The organism is Robertmurraya korlensis NBRC 107688 (assembly GCF_001591645.1).
Classification (GTDB): domain Bacteria; phylum Bacillota; class Bacilli; order Bacillales; family Cytobacillaceae; genus Robertmurraya_A.
Genome location: NZ_BCVH01000001.1, coordinates 633245 through 659081 on the forward strand (window position 1 = coordinate 633245; position 25837 = coordinate 659081).

The 25837-nt window shown below is 36.4% G+C and carries 21 protein-coding genes; 19 read left to right on the forward strand and 2 right to left on the reverse strand.

All coding sequences use genetic code 11. The features are described from left to right. Positions 1 to 130: 130 nt before the first annotated feature. From fbp to iolE, 14 genes are all read left to right on the forward strand, one after another. Positions 131 to 2062 carry a fructose-1,6-bisphosphatase gene (fbp, locus tag BKO01S_RS03185; protein ID WP_066048473.1) on the forward strand — a complete coding sequence of 644 codons (1932 nt, stop codon included), beginning with the start codon at positions 131 to 133 and terminating at the stop codon, positions 2060 to 2062. A 561-nt stretch (positions 2063 to 2623) separates the two neighbouring features. After that, the gene (locus BKO01S_RS03190; protein ID WP_066048476.1) at positions 2624 to 3586 is read left to right on the forward strand and encodes a sugar ABC transporter substrate-binding protein; all 963 of its coding nucleotides are present in this window, start codon (positions 2624 to 2626) and stop codon (positions 3584 to 3586) included. A gap of 79 nt (positions 3587 to 3665) precedes the next feature. After that, complete coding sequence (locus tag BKO01S_RS03195; protein ID WP_066048479.1) at positions 3666 to 5207, forward strand: sugar ABC transporter ATP-binding protein; 1542 nt, start codon at positions 3666 to 3668, stop codon at positions 5205 to 5207. A 39-nt stretch (positions 5208 to 5246) separates the two neighbouring features. Continuing rightward, positions 5247 to 6239, forward strand: coding sequence for an ABC transporter permease (locus BKO01S_RS03200; RefSeq protein WP_084361923.1), 993 nt, complete (start codon positions 5247 to 5249; stop codon positions 6237 to 6239). Between the two features lie 179 nt (positions 6240 to 6418). Beyond that, positions 6419 to 7174 (forward strand): DeoR/GlpR family DNA-binding transcription regulator, encoded by a 756-nt coding sequence (locus tag BKO01S_RS03205; protein ID WP_066048483.1) that lies wholly within the window; start codon positions 6419 to 6421, stop codon positions 7172 to 7174. Between the two features lie 163 nt (positions 7175 to 7337). Next, a complete protein-coding gene (locus BKO01S_RS03210; protein WP_066048486.1) occupies positions 7338 to 8201 on the forward strand; it encodes a sugar phosphate isomerase/epimerase family protein in 864 nt (287 codons plus the stop codon). 191 nt (positions 8202 to 8392) lie between these two features. Then, positions 8393 to 8782, forward strand: a complete 390-nt coding sequence (locus BKO01S_RS03215; protein WP_066048489.1) for a tautomerase family protein — start codon at positions 8393 to 8395, stop codon at positions 8780 to 8782. A gap of 161 nt (positions 8783 to 8943) precedes the next feature. Next, positions 8944 to 10419, forward strand: a complete 1476-nt coding sequence (locus BKO01S_RS03220) for a CoA-acylating methylmalonate-semialdehyde dehydrogenase (RefSeq protein WP_066048491.1) — start codon at positions 8944 to 8946, stop codon at positions 10417 to 10419. Positions 10420 to 10503: 84 nt separating this feature from the next. Further along, a complete protein-coding gene (iolB, locus tag BKO01S_RS03225) occupies positions 10504 to 11322 on the forward strand; it encodes a 5-deoxy-glucuronate isomerase (RefSeq protein ID WP_066048495.1) in 819 nt (272 codons plus the stop codon). Between the two features lie 17 nt (positions 11323 to 11339). Further along, positions 11340 to 12338, forward strand: a complete 999-nt coding sequence (iolC, locus tag BKO01S_RS03230; protein WP_066048498.1) for a 5-dehydro-2-deoxygluconokinase — start codon at positions 11340 to 11342, stop codon at positions 12336 to 12338. 13 nt (positions 12339 to 12351) lie between these two features. After that, the gene (gene iolD, locus BKO01S_RS03235; RefSeq protein WP_066048501.1) at positions 12352 to 14262 is read left to right on the forward strand and encodes a 3D-(3,5/4)-trihydroxycyclohexane-1,2-dione acylhydrolase (decyclizing); all 1911 of its coding nucleotides are present in this window, start codon (positions 12352 to 12354) and stop codon (positions 14260 to 14262) included. Between the two features lie 90 nt (positions 14263 to 14352). Continuing rightward, positions 14353 to 15228, forward strand: a complete 876-nt coding sequence (gene fba, locus BKO01S_RS03240) for a class II fructose-1,6-bisphosphate aldolase (protein ID WP_066048505.1) — start codon at positions 14353 to 14355, stop codon at positions 15226 to 15228. A gap of 64 nt (positions 15229 to 15292) precedes the next feature. Then, positions 15293 to 16528 carry an MFS transporter gene (locus BKO01S_RS03245; protein WP_084361957.1) on the forward strand — a complete coding sequence of 412 codons (1236 nt, stop codon included), beginning with the start codon at positions 15293 to 15295 and terminating at the stop codon, positions 16526 to 16528. Next, positions 16512 to 17420 (forward strand): myo-inosose-2 dehydratase, encoded by a 909-nt coding sequence (iolE, locus tag BKO01S_RS03250; RefSeq protein WP_066048508.1) that lies wholly within the window; start codon positions 16512 to 16514, stop codon positions 17418 to 17420. The genes BKO01S_RS03245 and iolE overlap by 17 nt, the downstream gene beginning before the upstream one ends. 45 nt (positions 17421 to 17465) lie before the next feature. Here iolE and BKO01S_RS03255 read toward each other — a convergent pair whose 3' ends face one another. Beyond that, complete coding sequence (locus BKO01S_RS03255) at positions 17466 to 18308, reverse strand: AraC family transcriptional regulator (protein WP_066048510.1); 843 nt, start codon at positions 18306 to 18308, stop codon at positions 17466 to 17468. A 471-nt stretch (positions 18309 to 18779) separates the two neighbouring features. Here BKO01S_RS03255 and BKO01S_RS03260 point away from each other — a divergent pair, with 471 nt between their 5' ends. The 3 genes from BKO01S_RS03260 (at position 18780) to iolI (ending at position 22299) form a co-directional block, all read left to right on the forward strand. Continuing rightward, positions 18780 to 20210, forward strand: coding sequence for a sugar porter family MFS transporter (locus BKO01S_RS03260; protein ID WP_066048513.1), 1431 nt, complete (start codon positions 18780 to 18782; stop codon positions 20208 to 20210). Positions 20211 to 20327: 117 nt separating this feature from the next. Beyond that, the gene (gene iolG, locus BKO01S_RS03265) at positions 20328 to 21365 is read left to right on the forward strand and encodes a bifunctional inositol 2-dehydrogenase/D-chiro-inositol 1-dehydrogenase (RefSeq protein WP_066048517.1); all 1038 of its coding nucleotides are present in this window, start codon (positions 20328 to 20330) and stop codon (positions 21363 to 21365) included. Between the two features lie 79 nt (positions 21366 to 21444). Next, the gene (gene iolI / locus BKO01S_RS03270; RefSeq protein ID WP_066048524.1) at positions 21445 to 22299 is read left to right on the forward strand and encodes a 2-keto-myo-inositol isomerase; all 855 of its coding nucleotides are present in this window, start codon (positions 21445 to 21447) and stop codon (positions 22297 to 22299) included. Positions 22300 to 22342: 43 nt separating this feature from the next. Here iolI and BKO01S_RS03275 read toward each other — a convergent pair whose 3' ends face one another. Next, the gene (locus tag BKO01S_RS03275) at positions 22343 to 23107 is read right to left on the reverse strand and encodes a DeoR/GlpR family DNA-binding transcription regulator (RefSeq protein WP_066048526.1); all 765 of its coding nucleotides are present in this window, start codon (positions 23105 to 23107) and stop codon (positions 22343 to 22345) included. A 197-nt stretch (positions 23108 to 23304) separates the two neighbouring features. On the opposite strand from BKO01S_RS03275, the gene BKO01S_RS03280 reads away from it, so the two are divergent. Next, complete coding sequence (locus BKO01S_RS03280; RefSeq protein WP_066048529.1) at positions 23305 to 25143, forward strand: carbohydrate-binding domain-containing protein; 1839 nt, start codon at positions 23305 to 23307, stop codon at positions 25141 to 25143. Positions 25144 to 25268: 125 nt separating this feature from the next. Next, positions 25269 to 25799 (forward strand): M15 family metallopeptidase, encoded by a 531-nt coding sequence (locus tag BKO01S_RS03285; protein ID WP_066048532.1) that lies wholly within the window; start codon positions 25269 to 25271, stop codon positions 25797 to 25799. Positions 25800 to 25837: the final 38 nt, after the last annotated feature.

Sequence of the window (25837 nt, forward strand, 5' to 3'; positions counted from 1 at the left end):
GGTCACTGTTTTTTTATTGTAAAATTGGTAGTATTTGTGTTGTAGAAAACGGTTATTTTTAAAATATAGTATTTCCTCTAAATCTATTAAAGTGTAAAATAGTGGTGAATACTGAAAGGGGATACATACCTTGAATCCAAAATATCTAGATTTACTGGCCCAAAAATATGATTGTGAAGAAAAAGTTGTTACGGAAATTATTAATCTTGAAGCGATCCTTAATCTTCCAAAGGGAACAGAACATTTTGTTAGTGATTTACATGGGGAGTATCAAGCTTTTCAACATGTATTAAGAAATGGATCAGGAAATGTAAAGGAAAAAATAAAAGATTTATTTCAAGATGTTTTAACTGAAAAAGAAATGAATGAGTTTGCTACATTAATTTATTACCCTGAAGAAAAATTACAGTTAGTAAAAAATACTTTTAGAAGTGATCAAGAGGTTAATCAATGGTATATAGTAATCATCTATCGTATGATCAAGCTCATATCTTATGCCTCTTCCAAATATACACGTTCGAAATTACGTAAAGCATTGCCCAATCAGTTTGTTTACATAATTGAAGAGTTACTCTATAAAGCAGATGATTCTAATAATAAGGAACAATATTATACGAAGATTGTTCAACAAATTATTTCTTTAGGACAGGCCGAAAAACTCATAATTGGTCTAGCTTATACTACTCAAAGATTGGTAGTCGACCATCTTCATGTAGTTGGGGATATTTATGACCGCGGACCTGAACCTGATAAAATAATGGAAACTCTAATTAATTATCATTCCGTGGATATACAATGGGGAAATCATGATGTTTTATGGCTGGGGGCATTCGCTGGTTCAAAGGTGTGTCTAGCTAATATCATTCGTATCTGTGCCCGGTATGATAATTTGGATATTATTGAAGATGTATATGGAATCAATCTTAGACCGCTTCTTAATCTTGCAGAAAAATACTATCATGACAATCCCGCTTTTAGACCAAAGGCACATTCAGATAAGAAACTCACAGACCATGAACGACTACAAATTACAAAAATTCATCAAGCCATTTCTATGATTCAGTTTAAACTAGAGATGCCTATCATAAAGAGACGACCAAACTTTAATATGTCAGAAAGGCTTTTGCTTGAGAAAATTGATTACGACAAAAACGTAATAACCCTTGATGGTAAACCATACCCACTAGAAAATAGCTGCTTTGCAACGGTTAATCCAGAACAACCCGATCAATTAATAGAGGAAGAAGCTCAGGTGATAGAAAGACTGTTATTTTCTGTCCAGCATTCGGAAAAGTTAGCAAGACATATGAATTTTCTAATGAAAAAAGGCAGTCTTTATTTGAGATATAACGGAAATTTATTAATACATGGCTGTATTCCTTTAGACGAAGAAGGAAATATGGAGAAAATGGAGATTAAGAATAGAACCTATGCTGGTCGGGAATTACTTGATAAATTTGAACATTACTTACGTTATGCTTTTGCTAATCCAGAAGAGACGGATGACTTAGCGACAGATATGGTCTGGTATTTATGGACAGGGGAGTATTCCTCTCTCTTTGGAAAAAGAGCCATGACAACATTTGAGCGATACTTCATTAAAGATAAGGAAACCCATAAGGAGAAAAAGAACCCATACTACCATTTACGTGAAGACGAGGACATCTGCCGTAAAATTTTGGAGGAGTTTGATCTGAATCCAGATCAAGGTCATATTATTAATGGCCATACACCAGTAAAGGAAATTGAAGGAGAAAATCCAATTAAAGCAAACGGTAAGATGCTTGTCATCGATGGAGGCTTCTCCAAGGCGTACCAATCAACAACGGGGATAGCGGGTTACACGTTATTATATAATTCCTATGGTATGCAGCTGGTGGCACATAAGCAATTTAATTCAAAACAAGATGTACTTTGTAATGGAACAGATGTTTTATCAGTAAAAAGATTGGTAGATAAAGAATTAGAGAGAAAAATGGTAAGAGAAACAAATGTTGGTGAAGAGTTATTGCAGGAAATCTCTATTTTGAACAGTCTAAGAGAATATCGATATATGAATTAACAAAGGAAAGACATTATCCAGTACAGTAAAGGATAATGTCTTTTTTGGCTTCATTTATTTTTGGTTGTTAGTTATTGGGTACTTTATGAGTTAATGTGTCAGTTTTATATTATAATTTGGTTAATATTAGGTGTAATAATGGATTAAAATCAAAATAATTTTGAATTTACAGAAAAATATTGACTGAAAACGCTTTTATTTATATAATTTAATCAATTAGTACCCAATATATATCCAATAAGTAACAATCTAGAGGGGAATTTACTGTAAGGAGGATGATTTTATGGTCTGGCAGTAGATAAGAAAATGGTTCAGTTGCCTCGTTAAGAATGTTTGCTTGAAGAATAGAGAGTATCAAGGGAAACACGTTATTAAAAATGAAAATGCTTTCAAAACTAGAACTGATGGTTACGAAAGAAAGTTGTCAATTTCTGATTTAAATTTTCTGAAAATATTAAATTTTCTGTTCTGTCTTCAAAAAGATAACATTTTGTCAAAGTCTTTCATCACGATGGGAGCAAGTGAAACTTATATTAATTAAATTTGTTGGGGGTATTCTTAATGAAATTTCATAAAAGTATAGTAATAATTTTAAGTTTGATTGTTTCACTAGTGTTATCAGCATGTAATAGGGGAGAACAAGTAGCAGGTGGATCTGATAGTAAAAAAGTGATTGGAATCGCTGAAGCTAATATGAGTAATGAGTTTATCACATATATGATCGATGCCATGAAGGAAGAAGATAAAAAACATAGTAGCGATTTTGAATTTGTCTATACAGATGCTCAAAATGATAGTGCAAAACAAATGAACCAAATTGAAAATTTTATTTCTAGAAAAGTAGATGCAATCATCTTCAATCCTGTTGATACCGTAGCTGCAGTAGACATTGTGTCCCGTGCAAATGAAGCTGGTATTCCAATTATTGTTGTAAACCGAACATTTGATGGAGTTGATAAAGCTACTGCTTATGCTGGCTCACAATCGATCGAATCAGGTTTAATTCAAATGGAGGAAGTGGCCAAGCAAATGAGTGGCAAGGGAAACATCGCAATTATGGACGGGGAAATGGGTCATGAAGCACAAATTAAACGAACAGAAGGAAATAAGGAAATTATTAGTAAGAACCCGGATATGAAAGTTGTTTTACAAGGAACGGCAAAGTTTAGTCGTGCAGATGGAATTAAATTGATGGAAAACTGGCTTCAAACAGGTGAGAAGATTGATGCGGTTGTAGCAAATAATGATGAAATGGCAATTGGAGCTATTATGGCTTTAGAAGAAGCCGGCAAACTTGATGAGATTTTGGTCGCAGGAATTGATGCAACACCAGCAGGTTTGGAGTTTGTGAAAAATGGAAAGCTTAAAGTAACAGTATTCCAAAATGCAACAGGTCAAGGAAAAGCGGCCATTGATCTAGCTGTAAAAGCAGCTAAGGGAGAAAAAGTAGAAGATCAAATAATTCCTTATGAACTTGTTACGAAAGACAATGTTGATGAGTTTATTGCTAAATATAACAAGTAATTATTTTGAAATGAAAGGAAACTAGATTTATAGTTTCCTTTCATTAAATGAATCCTAACGAAAAGTAGGAGGGCTCCAAATGGAAAATAATTATATTCTTGAAATGGAAAATATCACAAAAGAGTTTCCGGGTGTAAAGGCTTTAGATAATGTACAGTTGAAAGTTCGAAAAGGGACTGTTCATGCGTTAATGGGAGAAAATGGAGCAGGGAAATCTACCTTAATGAAAATCATTATTGGGATGTATACCCCAGATAAAGGAAGAATGATTTTCGATGGTACTGAGATAAAACTAACAAATATTCATGATGGATTGGATAGAGGCATCTCAATGATTCATCAGGAATTAAGTCCTATACCTGAGATGACAGTTGCGGAGAATATCTTCCTAGGTAGGGAACCAACAACATTTGGAGGTTTCATAGATCGTAAAAAATTAACTAGTATGACACTAGATTTACTAAAAAGTATTGGGATTAATATTGACCCCAATCTGAAAATGAAGGAATTAAGTATCGCCAATACTCAAATGATTGAAATTGCAAAGGCGATCTCATTTAATTCAAAACTTGTAATAATGGATGAACCTACCTCTGCAATTACAGAAAAAGAGGTAGCTCAGTTGTTTCGAGTAATAAAATCACTTAAAGAAAAAAACGTAGGAATTATCTATATCACTCACAAAATGAGTGAATTATACGAGATTGCTGATGATATTTCAGTATTCAGGGATGGTAAATATATCGGTACAGAAAGAGCTGAAAAATTAAATAAAGAAGACTTAATTAAGATGATGGTAGGTCGAGAATTGACCCAGCTATTCCATAAACCAAAGTCGAAATTTGGTGACGTGGTATTGTCAGTACAAAATTTATCTGCAAATGGCCATTTTCAAGATGTTAGCTTTGAGGTTCGTAAAGGTGAAATACTGGGTTTTGCCGGATTAATGGGATCAGGGAGAACGGAAATTCTTGAAGCAATATTCGGATTAAGAAATCCAGATCAAGGTGAAATTCATATTCATGGGAAAAGGGTTAATATTAAAAGCCCACAAGATGCGGTAAAGAACCATTTAGGTTTTCTAACGGAAGATCGAAAATTATCGGGTTTATTTCTCCCACTTGGAGTAGGCGATAATATGATTACGGTTCATATTGATAATTATGTAACAAAGGGATTTCTTAACAAGAACAGAATCAAATCTGACTGTCTTAAAAAAAAGGAGCAGCTACTAATAAAAACACCTAGTTTAGAACAAGCTGTTGCAAATTTAAGCGGAGGAAATCAACAAAAAGTATTGTTAGCGAGATGGTTATTAAAAAATCCAGATATTTTGTTTTTAGATGAACCTACCCGGGGGATCGATGTTGGTGCAAAGTCGGAGTTTTATGATTTGATATTTGATTTAGCAAATCAAGGGAAAGCAATTATAGTTGTATCATCTGAAATGGTAGAAATCCTTGGTTTGTGCGATCGTATTGCAGTTATGCATGAAGGTCACTTGGCAGGTGAATTAACTCGCAAAGAAGCAACTCAGGAATTAATCATGCACCTTGCAACAGGTCATTCATTGGATGAATTAGATAATAAATTAGAAGTGATGGAATCAATTTTAACATAAAAAGTTAAAATCTAGGAATCAAGGTTTGGAGGAAGATAGATGAGCGCGAATATTGAAAATATTAAACAGAATCCTTTGAATGACAAGCAACTCTTAAAAGGTCGTTCAAAGAATGTAATGCAAAAATACGGTATTCTTTTAGTTCTACTATTTCTTTGCGTATTAATGTGGATTCTTACCCCTCATTTTCTAACAGTAACGAATCTCGTTAATATTGTTAGACAAATGTCTACCATTGGGATTATTGCCATTGGTGTTACGCCAATTATCATAACGAAGGGGATAGATTTATCTTCTGGTTCCCTTGTTGCATTAGTATCAGTTATTGTAGCTAGTTTTGCACAAGGTAATTATCCGTTACTGATTCCTATATTAATGGCTGTAGTGGTTGGTGTAGCTGTAGGTCTAATTAACGGCACAATAATTGCAAAGGGATTACTAGCACCCTTTATTGCTACATTAGGAATGATGACCGCGGCCCGTGGAGCAGCGATGCTTTACAGTGACGGAAGACCAATAGGGGGATTATCAGAATCCTTTAAATTCATTGGCCAAGGGACGATTCTTGGAATTCCTGTTCCGGTAATCATTTTTGCTCTCGTTGGGGTAGCTACATGGATTATTTTGAATAAAACTAAAATAGGTAAGTATATTTATGCAATTGGTGGTAATGAACATGCGGCTGTGACAGCAGGGATCAATGTGAAGAAAGTATTAATTTTAGTATATGCTTATGCAGGGCTTTTAGCTGGTTTAGCAGGGATGACTCTTACTTCTAGAATTGCATCTGGACAGCCTCAATCTGGATTAATGTTTGAGCTAGATGCGATAGCAGCAACAGTTATTGGTGGAACAAGTCTCTTTGGAGGAATTGGAACTATTGGTGGCACAATCATAGGAGCGCTGATTATAGGTGTGGTAAACAACGGTCTGGACCTAATGGGCGTAAGTTCATACTGGCAACAAATAGTGAAAGGTGCCATTATCGTTGCTGCTGTTTACGTTGATTCTAGAAAGAATAGAACAAAGTAATCTTAAACCACGCGTTCTCACGCGTGGTTTAATTGGTTCATATCTGCATATAGGTAATTATATTTCGTATTTCGTAAAAAAAAGTAATGAACTTTTGGGTATTTCTTGATAATATATGTGTATAGGTATTTTAAAGTTCATCAAAATGAAAACGATATTAATATATTAGGGTGGAAAAAATGATAAAAGATATACGTATAAAAGAAATTCAGGAATATGTGATGAAGAATGAATCAGTATCATTAGATGAATTAATGACTGTTTTTGATGTATCCAAAAATACAATAAGACGGGATGTACAAGAGCTAGTTGACCGTGGAGAGCTAAAAAAGGTTTATGGTGGGGTATCCGTAATTCGTAAAAAACTCGAATCTTTTCAAGATAGAAAAGTTCGCAATCAAGGAGTTAAAGAAAAAATTGCGAAAGAAGCTGCTAGTTTTATAGAAGAAGGCGATTTTATTTTTATCGATTCAGGTACAACTACTATAGAAATGTTTGACTATTTAAAGGATAAACACTTAACCATTTTCACTAATAACATCGATATGATTAGTCTAGCCGTACCTTTTAAAAATCTGAATGTGATTACTTTCGGCGGGATGCTTGACCGTAAAACCAAATCGTTTGTCTATCAAAGAAATATGGATGTTTTAAAAGACTATAATATTAAAAAAGCATTTATGGCATCAACTGGTATCTCGCTAACAAATGGGGTAACAAATGCTTCTCCTATGGAAAGTGAATTAAAAAAGACAGTTGTTAGTAGAAGTTCAGAAGTCTATTTATTAGTTGATCATGACAAATTCGATAAATATGGCTTAATAACTTATTGTGGCTTGGATGAGGTTGATTACTTGGTTACTGATTCAGTCCCAAATAATATCTATATAGAATATGCAAAGAACAATAATATTCAACTTGTCGTACCTAAATAATCCAACCTGTTTTAGTTCCTCTTTTCTAATGGTTCGAAAGAAAAGAGGAATTCTTTTAAAAAAATGGTTGATTGTTAGCGTTTACCATATTAATATGTACATATAGATAACCAAGAGTTAACCAAGAAATTATAATTGTAAAGTTAGAAAGGGGAAATAAAAATTGCGTTTGGCTTATGATCCATCACATTATCGTGATAATACTAGTTTAAAAGATACGATTGATGCCGTTGCTAGATTAGGGTATGAATGGGTAGAGTTATCTCCTCGGAAAGATTTTATTTGGTTTTATGAATACCCTAAGGTAGATAAACAGCTGATAAAGGATTTAAAGCGATATTGTTCTGATGCTGGAGTGAAAATCTCTTCGGTACTTCCCGTTCAGCAATGGTCTTCTCCGAATGAAGAAGAACGTCAAGCGGCAGTTCGAAATTGGAAACGCTGTATTGAAATCACTTCTGAATTGGGAGTTGATTTAATGAACAGCGAATTTAGCGGGGATAAAAGTCGCCCAGTTGAAAGTGAAGCAGCATTTGTAAAATCAATGGAAGAGCTAATGCCTGTTTTTGAAAGAGAAGGGATTCATTTGAATTTACAGTCCCATCCAAATGATTTTATTGAGTTGAACATTGAGGCTATACGGATGATTCGTGCATTCGATAAAGATTGGATAAAATTAGTCTATTCTGTTGCACATGCCTTCTTTTATGACGATGGAATTGGCGATGTAGCGAAGCACCTTGATGAAGCTGGGGATTTACTTGCACATGTACTTATTGCAGATACACTTAACCATAAAGCAGCGTTTGGTTTACGTTATATCGTTAACCCGCCTAATGCGAATGTGACTATACATCAGCACTTAAATCCTGGTGAAGGAGAAATAAACTTTGACGCATTATATAAGAAATTAAGAGAAATGCGATTTGATGGTATTGTAACAAATTCAGTATTTGCTTATCCGGATAAACCAGAGTGGTCGAATGAATTAACATTGAAATCTATTAAAGAGGGATTACATATATAATAAATCCTAAAAAGCAGAAAGCTTCTTCTCAGTGAAAATGAGGAGGAGCTTTTTTGATAACCAGGATAAAAATTTATATTAAAAAAGGAAAAGTAAGGATGGAAACTCTAAAAAAAAATATGATATAATCAAAATATAATCAATATATAACCAATAAGTAATGTTTGTTGTTTATAAAAGGAGGAGAAACTATGCCGTTAGTTCGATTTGATTTAATTGAGGGACGAGATGAAAAGGATTTAAGAGAATTGTTGGATGCTTCCCATAGGGCAGTAGTTAATGCTTTTGGAGTACCTGAAAGAGACCGTTACCAAATAGTCAATCAACATTCTGTAAATGAATTGATCATTGAGGATACAGGATTAGGGTTTGATAGAAGCCGGAATATGGTCATTGTTAGTGTGACTAGTACACAAAGAAGCGATAAGCAAAAGAAAAACTTCTATAAATTACTCGCCCAAGAGCTAGGTGAAAGCTGTGGGATAGAACCAAATGATATTATGGTTTCCATTGTTACAAACGGTGCGGGTGACTGGAGCTTTGGATTCGGTGAGGCTCAATTTTTAACAGGGAAATTGTAAAAAAAATGTTGACTGAAAGCGTTTTTAGTAATAAGATGGTACTAAAGATAACCAAAAGTTAACCAATATATAACAATTATCATTGTGGTAGTTTGTTAGCTTTCTAAATGATTAGATGTTCTTGTAATTACAAAAATAGTAATTTTAGAGGAGGAAGAAACATGTCTACAGTTTTACTACAAGTGGAAAAGCTAAAGAACTACATAAATGGTGAGTGGGTTGAGAGCAAAACCTCCCAATATGAGAAGGTATATGATCCAGCTAAAAATGAAGTGATTGCAGAAGTTCCCCTTTCTACAAAAGAAGAGGTGGATGATGCAGTACAAGTAGCTGCAGAGGCTTTCCATAAGTGGAAGAATGTCCCGGTGCCAAAACGTGCTAGAATTCTATTTAACTATCAACAACTTTTACAAAAAAATAAGGAAGAATTAGCTCGTATCATTACAATTGAAAATGGGAAAAACCTGACGGAAGCACTTGGTGAAGTAGGCCGTGGAATTGAAAACGTGGAATTTGCTGCAGGAGCTCCTACCCTTATGATGGGAGACTCTTTGACTTCAATAGCCACTGATGTTGAAATTACAAATTATCGTTATCCAATTGGTGTTGTTGGTGGAATTACTCCCTTTAATTTTCCAATGATGGTGCCTTGTTGGATGTTCCCAATGGCGATTGCTGTGGGTAATACTTTTGTACTTAAACCATCTGAAAGAACTCCTTTATTGGCTCAAAGATTAGCTGAGTTATTAGAGGAAGCGGGTCTTCCGAAGGGAGTATTCAATATTGTACATGGTGCCCATGATGTGGTAAATGGTTTATTAGATCATCCTGAAGTAAAAGCTATTTCTTTCGTTGGTTCACAACCAGTTGGAGAATATGTGTATAAGCGAGGAAGTCAGAACTTAAAACGTGTTCAGGCTTTAACAGGTGCTAAAAATCATTCAGTTGTCTTAAATGATGCAGATTTAGAACTTGCAACAACTAACGTTATTGCTTCCGCTTTTGGATCAGCAGGAGAGCGATGCATGGCCTGCTCGGTTGTCACTGTCGAAGAAGGAATTGCTGATACATTTATAGAAAATTTAGTAGAAAAAGCGAAAAAATTAAGCATTGGGCATGGATTAGATGAGGGAGTATTCCTAGGGCCAGTAATTCGTGAACAAAATCAACAACGCACTTTAGGATATATTCAAAAGGGAGTGGAAGAAGGCGCTACTTTGGTGTGTGATGGCCGAAACGACCTTCCAGAAAACGGATACTTTGTTGGTCCAACTATTTTTGATGGTGTGACAACAGATATGACCATCTGGAAGGATGAAATTTTTGCGCCAGTGTTATCAATTGTTCGTGTTAAGAATTTGAAAGAAGCAGTTGAGACAGCTAATCAATCAGAATTTGCAAATGGTGCATGCATATATACATCAAATGCTTCATCCATCCGTTACTTCCGTGAAAATATAGATGCAGGTATGCTTGGTGTTAATTTAGGCGTTCCGGCTCCAATGGCATTCTTCCCATTCTCTGGTTGGAAATCTTCATTCTATGGAACATTGCCTGCAAATGGTAAGGATAGCGTTGAATTCTATACACGTAAAAAAGTTGTTACTGCAAACTACAAAGCTCCAACCTTTGAATAAGTCCTTATAAACTATTGGCTATGATCCTAGTAAAAACTAAGATCATAGCTAGTTACATATTATATCGCAGGAGGAGATTACAAGATGAGTAAATTGCTCCGGAAGCCTATTCCAAACGAAGTGTCACTAGGAGTAACCATTGTACATGATGTGACAGGTAACAATTCACCATTAGAATATGTGGGTTTCAAAGTTATTGATCTAGCTCAAGGGGCTATCTATAAAGAGGAATTAGGAAAAGTCGAATGTTGTATCGTTGCTCTAACAGGAAAAATAAATGTATCTGATTATGATCAAGTGTTTAAGAACTTAGGAACGAGAGAAAGTGTGTTTGAAAAGAAACCAACAGATAGTGTTTATGTTTCAAATGATCGTTCCTTTGAAGTGGAAGCCCTAACCCCTGCTCGTGTTGCTCTTTGCTACTCTCCATCTCACAATCCGTTGCCTACCAAATTAATAAAGGCTGATGATAATGGAACTGAGCAACGGGGAAAATATTACAATCAACGATTGGTTCATAATATTTTACCTGATTCCGACCCATCTGCTAATAGTTTACTAGTTGTAGAGGTATATACAGAAAGTGGGAATTGGTCCAGCTATCCTCCTCATAAACATGACCAGGATAACCTGCCGCATGAGTCATTTTTAGAAGAAAGCTACTATCATGAGTTAAATCCGCGACAAGGTTTTGTCTTTCAGCGCGTTTATACAGATGATCGTTCACTGGATGAAACGATGGCTGTGGAGAATGGTGACGTCGTACTAGTTCCAGCTGGATACCATCCAGTCGGTGTTCCAGATGGATATCAATCCTATTATTTAAATGTAATGGCGGGTCCGAAACGCATATGGAAGTTTCATAATGATCCTGCCCATGAATGGATATTAGACCGTAAATAGAGGGGAGTTAGTAGAAAATGAACATTTCATTTCATTCAGAAAGAGAATTTGACCTTATCGCGATAGGCCGTGCTTGTATTGATCTAAACGCAGTGGAATATAACCGTCCAATGGAAGAAACGATGACCTTTAAAAAATATGTGGGTGGTTCACCAGCAAACATTGCCATCGGATCTTCAAAGCTTGGTTTAAAAGCTGGATTTATAGGAAAACTTGCCGATGATCAGCACGGGCGTTTTATCGAACAATATATGCGCAGTGTAGGTGTAGATACATCTCATATGGAAGTTGATCATGAAGGTCACAAGACAGGATTAGCCTTTACAGAAATTAAAAGTCCTGAAGAATGCAGTATTTTAATGTATCGTGATGAAGTGGCTGATCTATACTTACATCCATCTGAGGTAAGTGAAGAATACATTAAAAGAGCAAAAGTACTTCTAGTTTCCGGTACGGCCCTGGCAAAAAGCCCTTCACGGGAAGCGATCTTAAAAGCCATTCAACTGGCTAAGAAGAATGACGTGAAAGTAATTTTTGAGTTGGACTATCGCGGGTATACATGGACATCGCCTGAAGAAACATCTGTTTATTATTCTCTGGTGGCAGAGCAAGCCGATGTTGTGGTTGGTACTCGTGATGAATTTAACGTTATGGAAAATGTCGAAGAAGGATCTAACGACGTAACCATTCGAAACTTATTTAAATATTCTCCAGAGCTAGTTGTAATAAAACATGGGGTAGAAGGTTCTTATGCTTACACCAAAAATGGAGAAACCTTTAGGGGTCAAGCATATCTTACAAAAGTGTTAAAAACATTTGGTGCAGGCGATTCCTATGCTTCCGCTTTCTTATACGCTTTATTAACTGGTAAGGATATCGAAACCGCTTTAAAATATGGTAGCGCGTCAGCAGCAATTGTCGTAAGCAAACATAGCTCTTCAGAGGCTATGCCAACAGCTAATGAAATTCAACAATTCATTACTGAGAGATCCGAAAAAGTGGAACAAGTCAGATAGAGGTGAGATTTCCATGGGGAAAATTAGATTAACAACCGCACAGGCACTTATAAAATTTTTAAATCAACAATATATCCATGTAGATGGGGAAGAGTTTCCATTTGTAGAAGGAATTTTCAACGTATTTGGACATGGAAATGTGCTAGGGATTGGCCAAGCGCTTGAGCAAGACTCAGGGCATTTAAAGGTTATTCAAGGAAAAAATGAACAAGGCATGGCACACGCCGCAATTGCTTATAGCAAACAAATGCTTCGTAAAAAAATCTATGCCGTCACGACATCTGTTGGTCCGGGCTCTGCCAATCTGGCTGCAGCTGCTGGAACAGCATTGGCAAATAATATTCCAGTCTTGTTCATCCCAGGTGATACTTTTGCGTCAAGACAGCCGGACCCGGTTTTACAACAGGTTGAGCAGGAGTATAGCTTAGCTGTTACCACCAATGATGCATTAAAACCTGTATCTCGTTATTGGGATCGCATTACTCGGCCTGAGCAACTAATGTCGAGCTTAATTCGTGCTTTTGAGGTAATGACTGATCCAGGAAAAGCCGGTCCAGCTACGGTATGTATTGCGCAAGATGTAGAAGGGGAAGCGTTCGATTACGATGAGAAATTCTTCGAAAAGCGTGTACATTATATAGATCGAAAAGCACCAGTAGAACGTGAACTTCATGGTGCTGTAGCACTGATCAAAGGTAGTAAAAAACCAATTATTTTAGTTGGTGGTGGAGCAAAGTATTCCGAGGCACGTGATATTTTGGTGGCGCTTTCTGAAAAACATAATATCCCATTAGTTGAAACACAAGCCGGCAAGGCAACGGTTGAATCCCATTTCAAAAATAATTTGGGTGGAATGGGTATAACAGGTACACTTGCTGCAAATAAAGCCACTCGTCAAGCGGATCTAATTATTGGAATTGGTACGAGATACACTGATTTTGCAACTTCTTCCAAAACGGCTTTTAATTTCGAGCAAACCAAGTTCTTAAACATTAATGTCAGCCGATTACAAGCTTATAAAATGGATGCGTTCCAGGTTGTAGCTGATGCTAAAACAACTTTACAACAATTGTCTCCACTGCTTGAAGGGTATGAGAGTGAGTTCGGGAATGAAATTACTAGTTTGAAAGAAGAATGGAATATAGAACGTGAACGTTTAAGTAACGTGACATTTACTAGAGAACAATTTGATCCAGAAGTAAAAAATCACTTTTCACAAGAAGTCCTAAATGAATATGCAGATGCACTTCAAACTGAACTTCCTCAAACAACAGCATTACTAGCTGTAAATGATACCATTTCACCTGATAGTGTGATTATTACTGCTGCAGGATCTCTTCCAGGAGATGTACAGCGTATTTGGAATACATCACAACCAAATACCTATAACGTGGAGTATGGGTACTCTTGTATGGGATATGAAGTATCTGGTGCGTTAGGTGTGAAATTGGCGGAACCAGCAAAAGAAGTATATTCACTGGTAGGGGACGGTAGCTTCTTACTGTTGCATTCCGAATTAATTACCGCTTTACAATATGGACAGAAAATCAATATTGTACTGTTTGATAATTCAGGTTTTGGCTGTATAAATAACTTGCAGATGGATCATGGTGGGGGCAGTTATTTCTGCGAATTTAGAACACATGATAACAAAATTCTAAATATCGATTATGCAAAAGTGGCTGAAGGATATGGTGCTAAAACCTATAGGGTCAACACTATCGAGCAATTGAAGGAAGCCTTGGAGGATGCGGCGAATCAGAACGTATCTACACTTATTGATATTAAAGTCCTTCCAAAAACAATGACGGATGGATATGACAGCTGGTGGAATGTTGGTGTAGCTGAAGTATCAAATAAAGAGAGCATCCAAAAGGCTTATGAAGCTAGAAAACATAAATTAGAATCTGCGAAACAATATTAATGTAGGTTTAACAAATACGAGGGTCAAAAAGCCCTCGTTTTTATTAAACACTCACTTTTTATTATCGTGTTAAGAGAGGTGATGGGCGAGATGACAACAGAAGTATCACCGAGGCTCGTTTCAATGAAGGAGATGCTAACAAAAGCAAAAGAAGGAAAATATGCCATCGGGGCATTTAATATAAACAGTTATCAATGGGCGGAAGCCATATTAGAGGCTGCACAAGAAGAACAATCTCCAGTTATTGTTTCGTCTTCTGACCGCCTTGTAGATTATTTAGGTGGCTTTAAAACCATTTCTGCTATGGTAACGAGAATAATAGAAGAAAAGAAAATTACGGTCCCGGTAGCATTGCATTTAGATCATGGGATGAGTGTAGCTCGTTGTAAAGAAGCCGTTGATGCAGGATATACTTCTGTTATGATTGATGGTTCACATTTTCAAATTGACCAAAACATAGTGATGACAAAGGAAGTCGTAGATTATGCACACCCTCGTCAAGTTTCTGTTGAAGCGGAAGTGGGGACAGTTGGTGGTAATGAAGATGGTCTAATAGGCGGTATAAAATATGCAGATCCGCATGAATGCTTACGAATGGTAAATGAAACAGGGATAGATGCATTAGCGGCTGCACTGGGTTCTGTTCATGGACCATACCAAGGTGAGCCAAAGCTTGGTTTTGAAGAAATGAAGGAGATTTCAGAGCTTACGAATATTCCACTAGTTTTGCATGGCGGCTCAGGTATCCCTTCTTATCAAATTCAAGAATGCATTGAACTTGGTCATGCCAAAATCAATGTGAATACAGAGTGTTTACAAGCGTGGACGAAAGCAGTGAGAGACGTGTTGTCCAAAGATCGAAGTGTATATGATCCGCGTAGCATTCTTACACCAGGAAAAGAAGCGGTAAAAGAAACGGTTAGAGAAAAAATCCGAGAATTTAAGTCAAGTCATAAGGCATTCTAGATGGGTTGGGGGATATCTATTACAACGGTAGATATCCCCTGCAAATATGAAAGAAGATGAGCTAATGAGTTCTTCTCGAAATAAAAATCTTTTTATCGTTGTTTCCTTTTTTTTATGGTTTCCGCATTTTTTATACGTGCCAATCTTGTCTCCTTATATAAAATCACTTGGAGGGAACTATTCCTATATAGGAATAGTTTTAAGTAGCTATGGTCTCATGCAGTTGCTCTGTAGACTTCCAATCGGAATCATTTCAGATCTTATAAAGATGAGGAAACCATTTGTTATGTTTGGAATGGTTGCGAGTGCTTTTAGCTGTTTTATTTTTTTATTTACAGCCAGCCTTGAATGGATACTCATTGCCCGTGCTCTCGCTGGAGTAGCTGCGGCGTCATGGGTTGCATTTTCTGTATTGTATCCCAATTATTTCGCTGCTGACGAAGTCCATCGCGCAATGGGGAGTATCTCATTTATAGTCGTTTTAGCACAATTTTTGGGAATGGCTTTTAGTGGATATATTGTCGATGTATGGGGATGGAAAGCTCCGTTTTGGATAGGTGCTGGGTTTAGTATCCTAGGTGCCATTCTGTCTTTCTTTATTCTTGAGCCAAGAGAAGGGCGAATGAAAGAACCTGTAAGAGTGAGAGATTTAATGATAGTTATGAAGGAACCCTTGTTGTTAAAGATTGCTCTCTTATCAATCCTAGCACATAGTATTATTTTCTCAACGATATTTGGTTTTAGCTCTAATTATGCATTGGAAATCGGCTTTAAACCTGCTGAAATCACATTTATGGTATTTGCCTTTATGATTCCGCATGCTATTGCAACTCTTTTTATGGGCCGTGTGTTTGTTCCTTTGTTAGGGGAATGGAAATCATTGAGGCTTGCTTTTTTCATGACTTCAATTATCACTTTACTCATTCCTTTTGTTCAGACAAAAGCTTTATTCTTATTCATACAAATGATTAGTGGATTTTCATTGGGTTTAATTTTCCCTCTTTTGTTAGGTATGGCTATTGATAGGATTGAATCTGAGAAACGAGCAACTGCAATGGGAGCATATCAAGCGTTATATGCAATCGGAATTTTTGTTGGTCCTTTTTTAGTAGGAATCTTCAATTCTCTTATGGGAATTAAGGCAGGATTCTATTTTGTCGGAATTCTGGGTATGGTCGCAACCGTCTTAATCATCGGTTGGAGCATGGGTGAGGTTAATTCAAAAGCTAGTAAGGAAAAAGGAAATACAGAAAACTATTATTCTATATTTAGGAGGAAAAACAATGTTAGAAGAAGCTAAAATTACATTTGGATGTGCACCAATCGCTTGGACGAACGATGATATGCCAGAACTAGGCAAGGAAAATACATTTGAACAATGTATAAGTGAAATGGCGTTAGCAGGATACACAGGAACCGAAATAGGGACTAAATATCCTCGTGACCCCGAAACATTAAAAAGATATTTAGAACCAAGAAATCTACGAGTTGCAAGCGCGTGGTTTAGCTCATTTCTAACAACAAAACCATTTCAAGAAACCAAACAAGCATTTATCGAACACCGTGATTTCCTCCATGCAATGGGGGCAAAAGTAATCGTTGTATCGGAACAAGGTCATAGTGTTCAAGGTCAAATGAGCACCCCAGTATTTAAAGAAAAACCAGTTTTCACGGATTCAGATTGGAATAAATTAACACAAGGGTTAGAGGCATTAGGCGAACTAGCTCATGAAAAAGGGATGGAGATTGTTTATCACCACCACATGGGAACCGGTGTTCAAACTACTGAGGAAATTGACCGTCTGATGGGAAATACTTCTCCAGAGAAAGTATCCTTATTATTCGACACGGGTCACCTTGTATTCTCAGGTGAAAATCCAATTGAAATCTATCGTAAATACCAAACACGAATCAAGCATATTCATTTCAAAGATATTCGAGAGCTAGTGGCAGAAGAGGTTAAACTAAATCAGGATAGTTTCCTAGAGGCTGTAAAAAAAGGTGTATTTACTGTTCCAGGTGATGGTATGATTAATTTTGCTCCGATTATGGAAGTAATTGTTGAAAGTGGCTATAAGGGATGGATTGTTGTGGAGGCAGAGCAAGATCCAGCAAAGGCGAATCCATTTGAATACGCATTAAAAGCAAAGAAGTATATTAATCAATTATTACTTCAAAAAGAATTAGTATAGTATAACAAGGGATGTCTTTACATGAAGACATCCCTTGTAATATATTCAGCTTTTTTTGGTAAACATATAATCTCGATATTTCTTAGGTGATAAATTTGTTTGATTTTTAAAGGTGGTGACGAAGTGAGAAACACTATTAAATCCACACTTAAAGGCAATTTCATTTACGGTTAGATTTGAAGTAAACAGAAGCCCTTTTGCGTGATTCACGCGATAGTTAATCAAATACTGATGAGGTGTAAAATTGGTATGTTTTTTAAATACCCTAGAAAAATGATAAGGGCTTAATCTTACATAATTTGCGATATCACTTAAATTTAATTCCTCGCTATAATGGGTCTCAATGTACGCAACCGCATTCCTAACGGTCTCTTCTATACTATTTATTGTCAGGTTCGATGCTTTTTCTAATTCGCAAAGTATTCGATGTATCATGACAGAAGCCTCATGTTCTTCAACCCTTTCATTTTCCATCATACTAATGATCCTGTTCAAGCATTTTGGGGCTTCCCAATTATTGTTTAACGAAAAGACGCAACCGTTTTTTTCAAAAAGCAAATCATAATATTCATCTGTTGCATTTCCTTTAAAATGAATCCAATTATGCTCTGTATCCTTTAACGTTTTATAGAGATGGGGCTTATTACAATTAAGAAATACAAAGGAATTCTCACCAGCAATAAACACGTGTTCATTATAATGAATTTCCATTTTGCCCTTTATAATATGGATGAGTAAATACTGTTCGAAATGATTTCTTTTAGTTTCATATACGTCTGAAAGAATATAAGTTCCGCCACTACAAGGATAATAGAGAGCTTTTTTTGCAAAATTACTAGGTGTATGGAAAAAAAGTTTTGAACCTGGCAATACTCCTTTTTCGCCCAATTGTTTCAGCCTCCTGAAAAACTTAAATAGCAAGATTTCTAAAAAAAAGCGCATATTTCTGTAATGTTACTATTACTTTAAGTATATTGATAAATCCGTATTATAGCAATATTTTACAATAGGAGATAGATGTAATGTTTATCTCCTATTTGTCGTGTATTTTTTTAAAAAAAGGTGTTGACTGTAAGCGTTTTACACATTATTATTTACACATAGATGATCAATAGTTACCCAAAATATAATAAACTTTTAATAAACTAGTAAAATTTTTAAGTTTAGTTGGAATCGCTTTCTTTGTATTTCCAAGTATGTTTAACTCTTTGGTTATTAACGATGTTCCCTGTGGGACCTACATAGCAGAGCTTGGGGGTGACGGATAGTAGAGAGATCCTTTTATTGAAAAATAAGTGATGAAAACTTGAAAGATAGGTTTAGTTAACAAATTACTATTGTTAAATGGGGGAGGGTAACATGAGTAATCAACTAACTACTAACAAGAGTCTAAAACACCAAAAGGCATTAAAAAAGATAACAATTATATCCACTTTTGGGGGATTACTGTTCGGATATGATACAGGTGTGATTAACGGAGCGTTGCCTTATATGGCTCGACCAGATGAACTTAATCTAACCCCTGTAAGTGAAGGACTAGTAACAAGTTCACTATTATTTGGAGCAGCATTAGGCGCGGTGTTTGGGGGACGTTTATCAGACCGTTTTGGCCGCCGGAAAATGATTCTTAATCTCTCGCTTCTGTTTTTCCTAGCAGCACTCGGTTGTACTCTTGCACCTTCTGTAGGTGTTATGATTGTATTTCGCCTTTTATTAGGTCTAGCGGTCGGTGCTGCATCTGTAATGGTTCCATCCTTTTTAGCGGAAATGTCTCCTGCTGAAAGAAGGGGTAGGATGGTTACCCAGAATGAATTAATGATTGTATCAGGACAGCTATTAGCCTTTGTTTTTAATGCCATTCTTGGAACTGCGTTTGGCGAAGAAGTAGCACATGTTTGGCGTTATATGTTAGTCATTGCTTCACTACCAGCTATTATCTTATGGTTTGGAATGCTATCTGTACCAGAAAGTCCTCGCTGGCTAGCTTCAAAAGGAAAAATTGGAGACGCGTTACGCGTTCTTAAGGAAATTCGTGAACACAATCGTGCTGAAGCGGAACTTAAGGAAATTCAGGATAATATATCACAAGAAACAGGGATAAAACAGGCTACTTTTAGTGATCTAAACATACCTTGGGTACGCCGGATTGTTTTTATTGGAATCGGTATTGCGATTGTTCAACAAATTACAGGTGTTAACTCTATTATGTATTATGGTACTCAGATACTTCAACAGTCAGGTTTCTCAACAGATGCTGCACTGGTTGGTAATATTGCAAATGGTGTTATCTCAGTAATAGCCACATTCGTAGGTATTTGGCTTCTAGGAAAAATCGGTCGTCGACCAATGCTTATAATCGGATTGGCTGGAACGACTATTGCACTTACTTTAATTGGAATATTCTCTGTATTACTTGATGGATCTGCAGCACTTCCGTTCACGGTTCTCGCTATGACTGTCACATTCCTTGCTTTCCAACAAGGCTTTATCTCGCCAGTTACTTGGCTTATGCTATCAGAAATATTCCCGCTTAAATTACGAGGGCTTGGAATGGGTGTAACCGTATTCTGCTTATGGATTACCAATTTCCTTGTTGGGTTTTCATTCCCAATACTACTAAGTGCAGTAGGCTTATCTGCAACATTCTTTATATTTGCTGTTCTTGGAATAGGGGCTATTGCTTTTGTAAATAAATACTTACCAGAAACAAAGGGCAAGTCACTTGAACAGTTAGAAGCTTATTTCCGTGATCAAAATAAACCAGAATTACGTAACACTGTAAACCAATAAAGGTTAAAAATACTCTACTAGAATCAGTTCTACATATATTCAAATGTTTCGATATCTTTACTTCTAGAATTAATACTAAGAATAGTAGAGTCAATTATATATAGGGAGGAAAAAGTCATGACTTTAGGATTTGGTGTAGTTGGAACAGGAGCAATTGGAAGAGAACATATTGATAGAATCACAAACAAATTATCCGGTGGGAAAATTGTCGCAGTAACGGACGTAAATCAGGAGTCAGCAAAACAAACAGTAGAGCATTACAAATTAGATGCTGTTATTTATCCGGATGATAAGACATTGATTGCCGATGAAAATGTTGATGTGGTACTTGTAACAAGCTGGGGACCTGCACATGAAGCAACTGTAGTAGCAGCAGTTGAAGCTGGTAAATATGTATTCTGTGAAAAACCACTTGCGACAACTGCAGAGGGCTGTATACGTATTGTAGAAGCAGAAATGAAACAAGGGAAAAAATTAGTACAAGTGGGATTCATGCGTCGTTATGATAGTGGATATGTTCAACTAAAAGAAGCGATTGATAAAGGTGAGATTGGTCAACCATTAATGATCCGTGCGGTCCACCGTAATCCAGAGGTTGGTGAAAACTATACTACTGATATGGCAGTAGTAGATACATTGATTCATGAAATTGATGCTTTACACTGGTTAGTAAATGATGATTATAAGTCAGTTCAAGTAGTGTTTCCGAGAAAAACAAAATATTCACATGATAAATTACAGGATCCTCAACTTTTTACCATTGAAACAAACGGTGGAATTGTTATGAATGTTGAGGTGTTTGTAAATTGTAAGTATGGTTATGATATTCAATGCGAAGTGATTGGCGAAGATGGTGTAGCATATTTACCAGAGTTTCCTAGTGTTGTCACTCGAAAACAAGGTAAGTTGAGCTCTGGTATCTTAATGGATTGGAAATACCGTTTTATGGATGCATACGATGTAGAAATTCAAGACTTTATAGATTCTATCGTGAAAAAAGGGGAGCCCCAAGGCCCTAATTCTTGGGATGGATACATCGCTGCAGTAACATCAGACGCATGCGTAAAAGCACAAAATACCGGTCAAAAAGAAGCTATTAAACTTCTAGAAAGACCAGCATTTTATTCTGAAAACTCAGTAATGGAAACTGTCTAATTCATTGCTGTAAAAGGCATATTTCATACAATTGATAAATTAGGTTACAACAGCCAAAAAAAAAATGGAGGCGATCCCTTTGAAATTATGTTTTAATCAGGCTACCACATTGGAAAACTCTACTCTTGAAAAGGATTTAGAGCTTTGCGAAAAATATGGGTATGATTTAATTGAAATACGTACAATGGATAAATTACCTGAATATTTAAAGGACCATACCATCGAGGATTTAGCGAATTATTTTCAAAACCATCACATTAAACCATTAGCATTTAATGCTTTAGTATTCTTTAATAATCGTGACGAGGAAGGCTATAAGGCTATTATTGAGGAATTTAAAGGCATGATGGAAGTAGGTAAGAAAATCGGAGTTCAATATGTGGTAGCAGTACCTTTAGTGACAGACAAAAAAATTCTTAAAGAAGATATTAATAATAGCTGTGTGGAAGTTTTGAAGGAGTTATCAGATATTGCTGAGCCCTATGGAATAAAAATTGCTGTTGAGTTTGTTGGACATCCACAGTGTACGGTAAATACTTTTGGTCAGGCTTATGAAATAATCGAAACGGTCGATCGTGACAATGTAGGATTAGTGTTGGATTGTTTCCATTTCCATGCAATGGGATCGAAAATGGAAGACTTGAAAAAAGCAGATGGTTCTAAAATCTTTATTTTACACATGGATGACACAGAAGATTTCCCAATTGGATTTTTAACTGATGATGATCGATTATGGCCTGGATTAGGTGCAATTGATTTAGATGGTATTCTATCGGCATTAAAAGAAATTGGTTACTCGGATTGTGCATCAGTTGAGTTATTTAGACCGGAATATTATCAACTAGATGCTGAAGAGGCAATTAAAACAGCAAAAGACACCACTTTACAAGTGTTATCAAAGTATTTTGCACCGAATGCTGTTACGGTAGACTAAAGAGAAAGCTAAAGGTCTTTGGAGAATACTCCAAAGACCTTTTTTATTGGGCAATCATAAGTTGAATATCGTTCTTTTCCAAATAATTTTGGTACACTTCACTAGGAAGGGTATCTGTGATAAGGGTATTAATTTTATCTAACCCACAATAAGTCATTAACCCATATTTATCGAATTTATCGTGATCTATTAATAGGAATACTTCAGGGCTTCTATTAACCATAAAAGTTTTTAATTCGCTTTCAAATGGTGAAGCATTTGTCACTCCGTTTGTTAAGGAAACTCCTGTTGATGCCATAAATGCCTTGTTAACATTAAATGTATTCAGAATATCCATGTTTTTCAAATTGCCAAAAGAATTTGTTTTTCTTTCTAGGATTCCGCCAGCTGTAATCACATTTAGATTATCAAAAGGAAGTGCACGCACGATAAAATCGAGATTATTAGTGAGTACGGTGACCTCTTTTTTATTGATAAATTCAATCATCTCAATTGTAGTTGTTCCTGAATCAATAAAAATGATATCTCCATCATTCACGTAACTTGCGGCTGCTTTCCCAATCCTCTCTTTTGCTTTTTCATTACGTACTTTACGGTCCTGATAAGATTCTAACTTCGCATGCTTATCCTCTTTTACCGCAACTCCACCGTAAACCTTTTTAAAATCCCCTTTTTCAACGAGTTCCTGAACATCACGGCGAATGGTGTTTTTTGACACGTTAAATACGCTCATTAATTCATCTAATGACACAGATTTATTCTTAGTAATATATTCCTCAATTTTATTAATTCTTTTATCTTTAATCATGTTATTCACCCTTTAATTTCAAATACAGATGTAGGAACTCAACGCTAATGGAACATTATAATTATATTTTACCAACAAGTAGTTAAAACTTCATCATTTTAATAAGTATTTCTAGAAATGATAGCTTAAAAGAAATTTAAGGTTTTGTTAAGGTTGATCTTACATAATAGGCTCATCAAGAAAAGAGGAGCTTACTAATGATGAAAAGAAAATTTACAAAATTACTTGCACCACTTTTATGTACAACGATATTATTTGCTTGTGGTAATAGTGAAGATTCAACAACAGTAACATCAACTAATTTAAATGCAGAAGTAAATATTGACACATTAAGTACAATTGGTGATGGTGATATTCAAACGGTTGTAAGTGATCTAGCTACTTACAGCGATGATGACCTTTATACAGAATGGAAGGGTCAAGATCCAACGTATATTCAATTGAATGGGGGGACAGCCACCTATGAAGGATCAGGAGCTGTGGTTGTTTCTGAAAGTACTATTTACATCCGTACGGGTGGGGTATATGTTCTAAGTGGAACATTAGATGATGGACAAATCGTTGTGGAAGCAGAGGATAAAAGTACTGTTCGACTGGTCTTAAATGGAGTAGACATTCATAACAGTGCGTCCGCTCCTATTTATGTAAAGGATGCGGAAAAGATGGTGATCTCCTTACCAGAGGGGACAGAAAATACAATTTCTGATGGAACAAAGTATGTATACAATGATAAAGAAAAAGAGGAACCAAATTCTGCCATTTTTAGTAAAGATAATTTAACCATTAATGGAGATGGGAAGCTTATTGTAGAGGCGAACTTTAATGATGGAATCATCGGGAAAGATGAGTTAAGAATTACGGGTGGCAATATTGAGGTAACAGCTGTAGATGATGCCATTGTGGGACGAGACTTAGTAGCTGTTCAAGCTGGGAATGTAACACTTACAGCTGGCGGTGATGGTATTAAGTCAACTAATGATGAAGATGCAGAAAAAGGAAATATAGCCCTTGAAGGTGGAACATATACCATTATAGCTGACAATGATGGCATCCAAGCGCAAACTTCACTGTATATATTGGATGGAGCCTTTACCATTACAACGGGTGGTGGAAGTCCGGAAACGATTGGAGTCAATGAATTCGCTGATGGAGGACATTCCGATGACTCGGCAACCGCTACAGAAACAACAAGCTCAAAAGGTTTGAAGGCAACATCGACGCTAGCGATTGGTGGAGGAACATTTACGATTGATTCATACGATGATGCCATTCACAGTAGCAATAGTGTTTTATTCGAAGCTGGGGAACTTACAATTGACTCTGGAGATGATGGTATTCATGCTGATTCTTCAGTGGTGACTAAGGGTGGAGATATTACAATTACAAAGACTTATGAGGGAATTGAAAGTAAAATTGTAGCGATTGCCGGAGGTACGATCGACATTACTTCTGCGGACGATGGTCTAAATGTAGGTGGTGGAGCTGATTCTTCAGAAGATAACATGCTAGAATCCACTTCAGAGGAGCACCTTATTCAAATTACAGGTGGATATGTATCTGTTAACTCATTGGGAGATGGTTTGGATTCAAATGGATCATTTATTATGACAGGTGGTACAGTAGTAGTAAATGGACCAACCGATGCTGGGAACGGTCAAATAGACTATGTTGATACGTTTGAAATCTCAGGCGGTGTATTAGTTGCTGCGGGCAGCACGAAAACACAGGCATCCTCCGAGATGTCTGGACAGAATGCAATTTTGATGACATTTCCCAAAATGCAGGCTGCAGGAACAATCGTTCATCTAGAGGACAGTGAAGGTAATACGATCGCCACATTTGCGCCAGAAAAAGATTATCAGTCCCTATATATAAGTTCACCGGACTTAGTAAATGGTTCTAGCTATACGTTATTTTCAGGAGGTTCTTCAACAGGAACTGAAAGGAATGGTTTATACACAGGTAGCGAGTACACCGTTGGAACAAAGGTAGTAGAGTTTACAATCTCAGAGGTCGTGACAAGTCTGAATGGGTAAAAGAAGGTATGTTAAGAGGGTGATAGCATCCTCTTTTCTATTTTATAACCTAAAAAAATGAAACTATTAATTCCTCAAGTTCGTCTATTTCTTATAAGATCTACTTTTTGAAAGGAAAGGCAACCATGAAAAGATTTTGGATGTTCATTTGCATGATTCTAATTGCAATCATTATATATTATCAATATATTAAAGAAGACGTGCCATTGCCAACTGCTCTTCACCCGGTAGTAGAAGAGAGGACAAATTTACTCATTCAAAATATGGCGGATAAGGGAATTACCGTTTTGATTACAGATGGATTCCGTAGTGTGGAGGAACAGGATATCCTATATGAACAAGGTCGGACGACAGAAGGAAGTATTGTTACCTATGCAAAAGGTGGCGAGTCGCTTCATAACTTTGGACTGGCAGTGGACTTTGCCTTAAAGACAGGGTCAGGACAGGTCATTTGGGATATGGAGTTCGATGGAAATGGGAATGGTGTGGCCGATTGGATGGAAGTTGTTGAAAATGCGAAGGAACTTGGATTTGAGTGGGGGGGAGATTGGATCGGATTCGAAGATTATCCCCATCTACAATTAGATTTTGGATTAAGTCTTCACGAATTACAAAGAGGGAAAATGCCTTCGGAAAAAGCACTAACAGCATATTGATAAAAGATTAAACACATCATATTGTTTATCTGTCTACC

Bases quoted from the DNA above. Each gene is read 5' to 3' on its own strand.
- BKO01S_RS03190 (WP_066048476.1), top strand. From the start codon at position 2,624: ATGAAATTTCATAAAAGTATAGTAATAATTTTAAGTTTGATTGTTTCA.
- BKO01S_RS03195 (WP_066048479.1), top strand. From the start codon at position 3,666: ATGGAAAATAATTATATTCTTGAAATGGAAAATATCACAAAAGAGTTT.
- BKO01S_RS03200 (WP_084361923.1), top strand. From the start codon at position 5,247: ATGAGCGCGAATATTGAAAATATTAAACAGAATCCTTTGAATGACAAG.
- BKO01S_RS03205 (WP_066048483.1), top strand. From the start codon at position 6,419: ATGATAAAAGATATACGTATAAAAGAAATTCAGGAATATGTGATGAAG.
- BKO01S_RS03215 (WP_066048489.1), top strand. From the start codon at position 8,393: ATGCCGTTAGTTCGATTTGATTTAATTGAGGGACGAGATGAAAAGGAT.
- BKO01S_RS03220 (WP_066048491.1), top strand. From the start codon at position 8,944: ATGTCTACAGTTTTACTACAAGTGGAAAAGCTAAAGAACTACATAAAT.
- iolB (WP_066048495.1), top strand. From the start codon at position 10,504: ATGAGTAAATTGCTCCGGAAGCCTATTCCAAACGAAGTGTCACTAGGA.
- iolC (WP_066048498.1), top strand. From the start codon at position 11,340: ATGAACATTTCATTTCATTCAGAAAGAGAATTTGACCTTATCGCGATA.
- iolD (WP_066048501.1), top strand. From the start codon at position 12,352: ATGGGGAAAATTAGATTAACAACCGCACAGGCACTTATAAAATTTTTA.
- fba (WP_066048505.1), top strand. From the start codon at position 14,353: ATGACAACAGAAGTATCACCGAGGCTCGTTTCAATGAAGGAGATGCTA.
- BKO01S_RS03245 (WP_084361957.1), top strand. From the start codon at position 15,293: ATGAGTTCTTCTCGAAATAAAAATCTTTTTATCGTTGTTTCCTTTTTT.
- iolE (WP_066048508.1), top strand. From the start codon at position 16,512: ATGTTAGAAGAAGCTAAAATTACATTTGGATGTGCACCAATCGCTTGG.
- BKO01S_RS03260 (WP_066048513.1), top strand. From the start codon at position 18,780: ATGAGTAATCAACTAACTACTAACAAGAGTCTAAAACACCAAAAGGCA.
- iolG (WP_066048517.1), top strand. From the start codon at position 20,328: ATGACTTTAGGATTTGGTGTAGTTGGAACAGGAGCAATTGGAAGAGAA.
- BKO01S_RS03275 (WP_066048526.1), bottom strand. From the start codon at position 23,107: ATGATTAAAGATAAAAGAATTAATAAAATTGAGGAATATATTACTAAG.
- BKO01S_RS03280 (WP_066048529.1), top strand. From the start codon at position 23,305: ATGATGAAAAGAAAATTTACAAAATTACTTGCACCACTTTTATGTACA.
- BKO01S_RS03285 (WP_066048532.1), top strand. From the start codon at position 25,269: ATGAAAAGATTTTGGATGTTCATTTGCATGATTCTAATTGCAATCATT.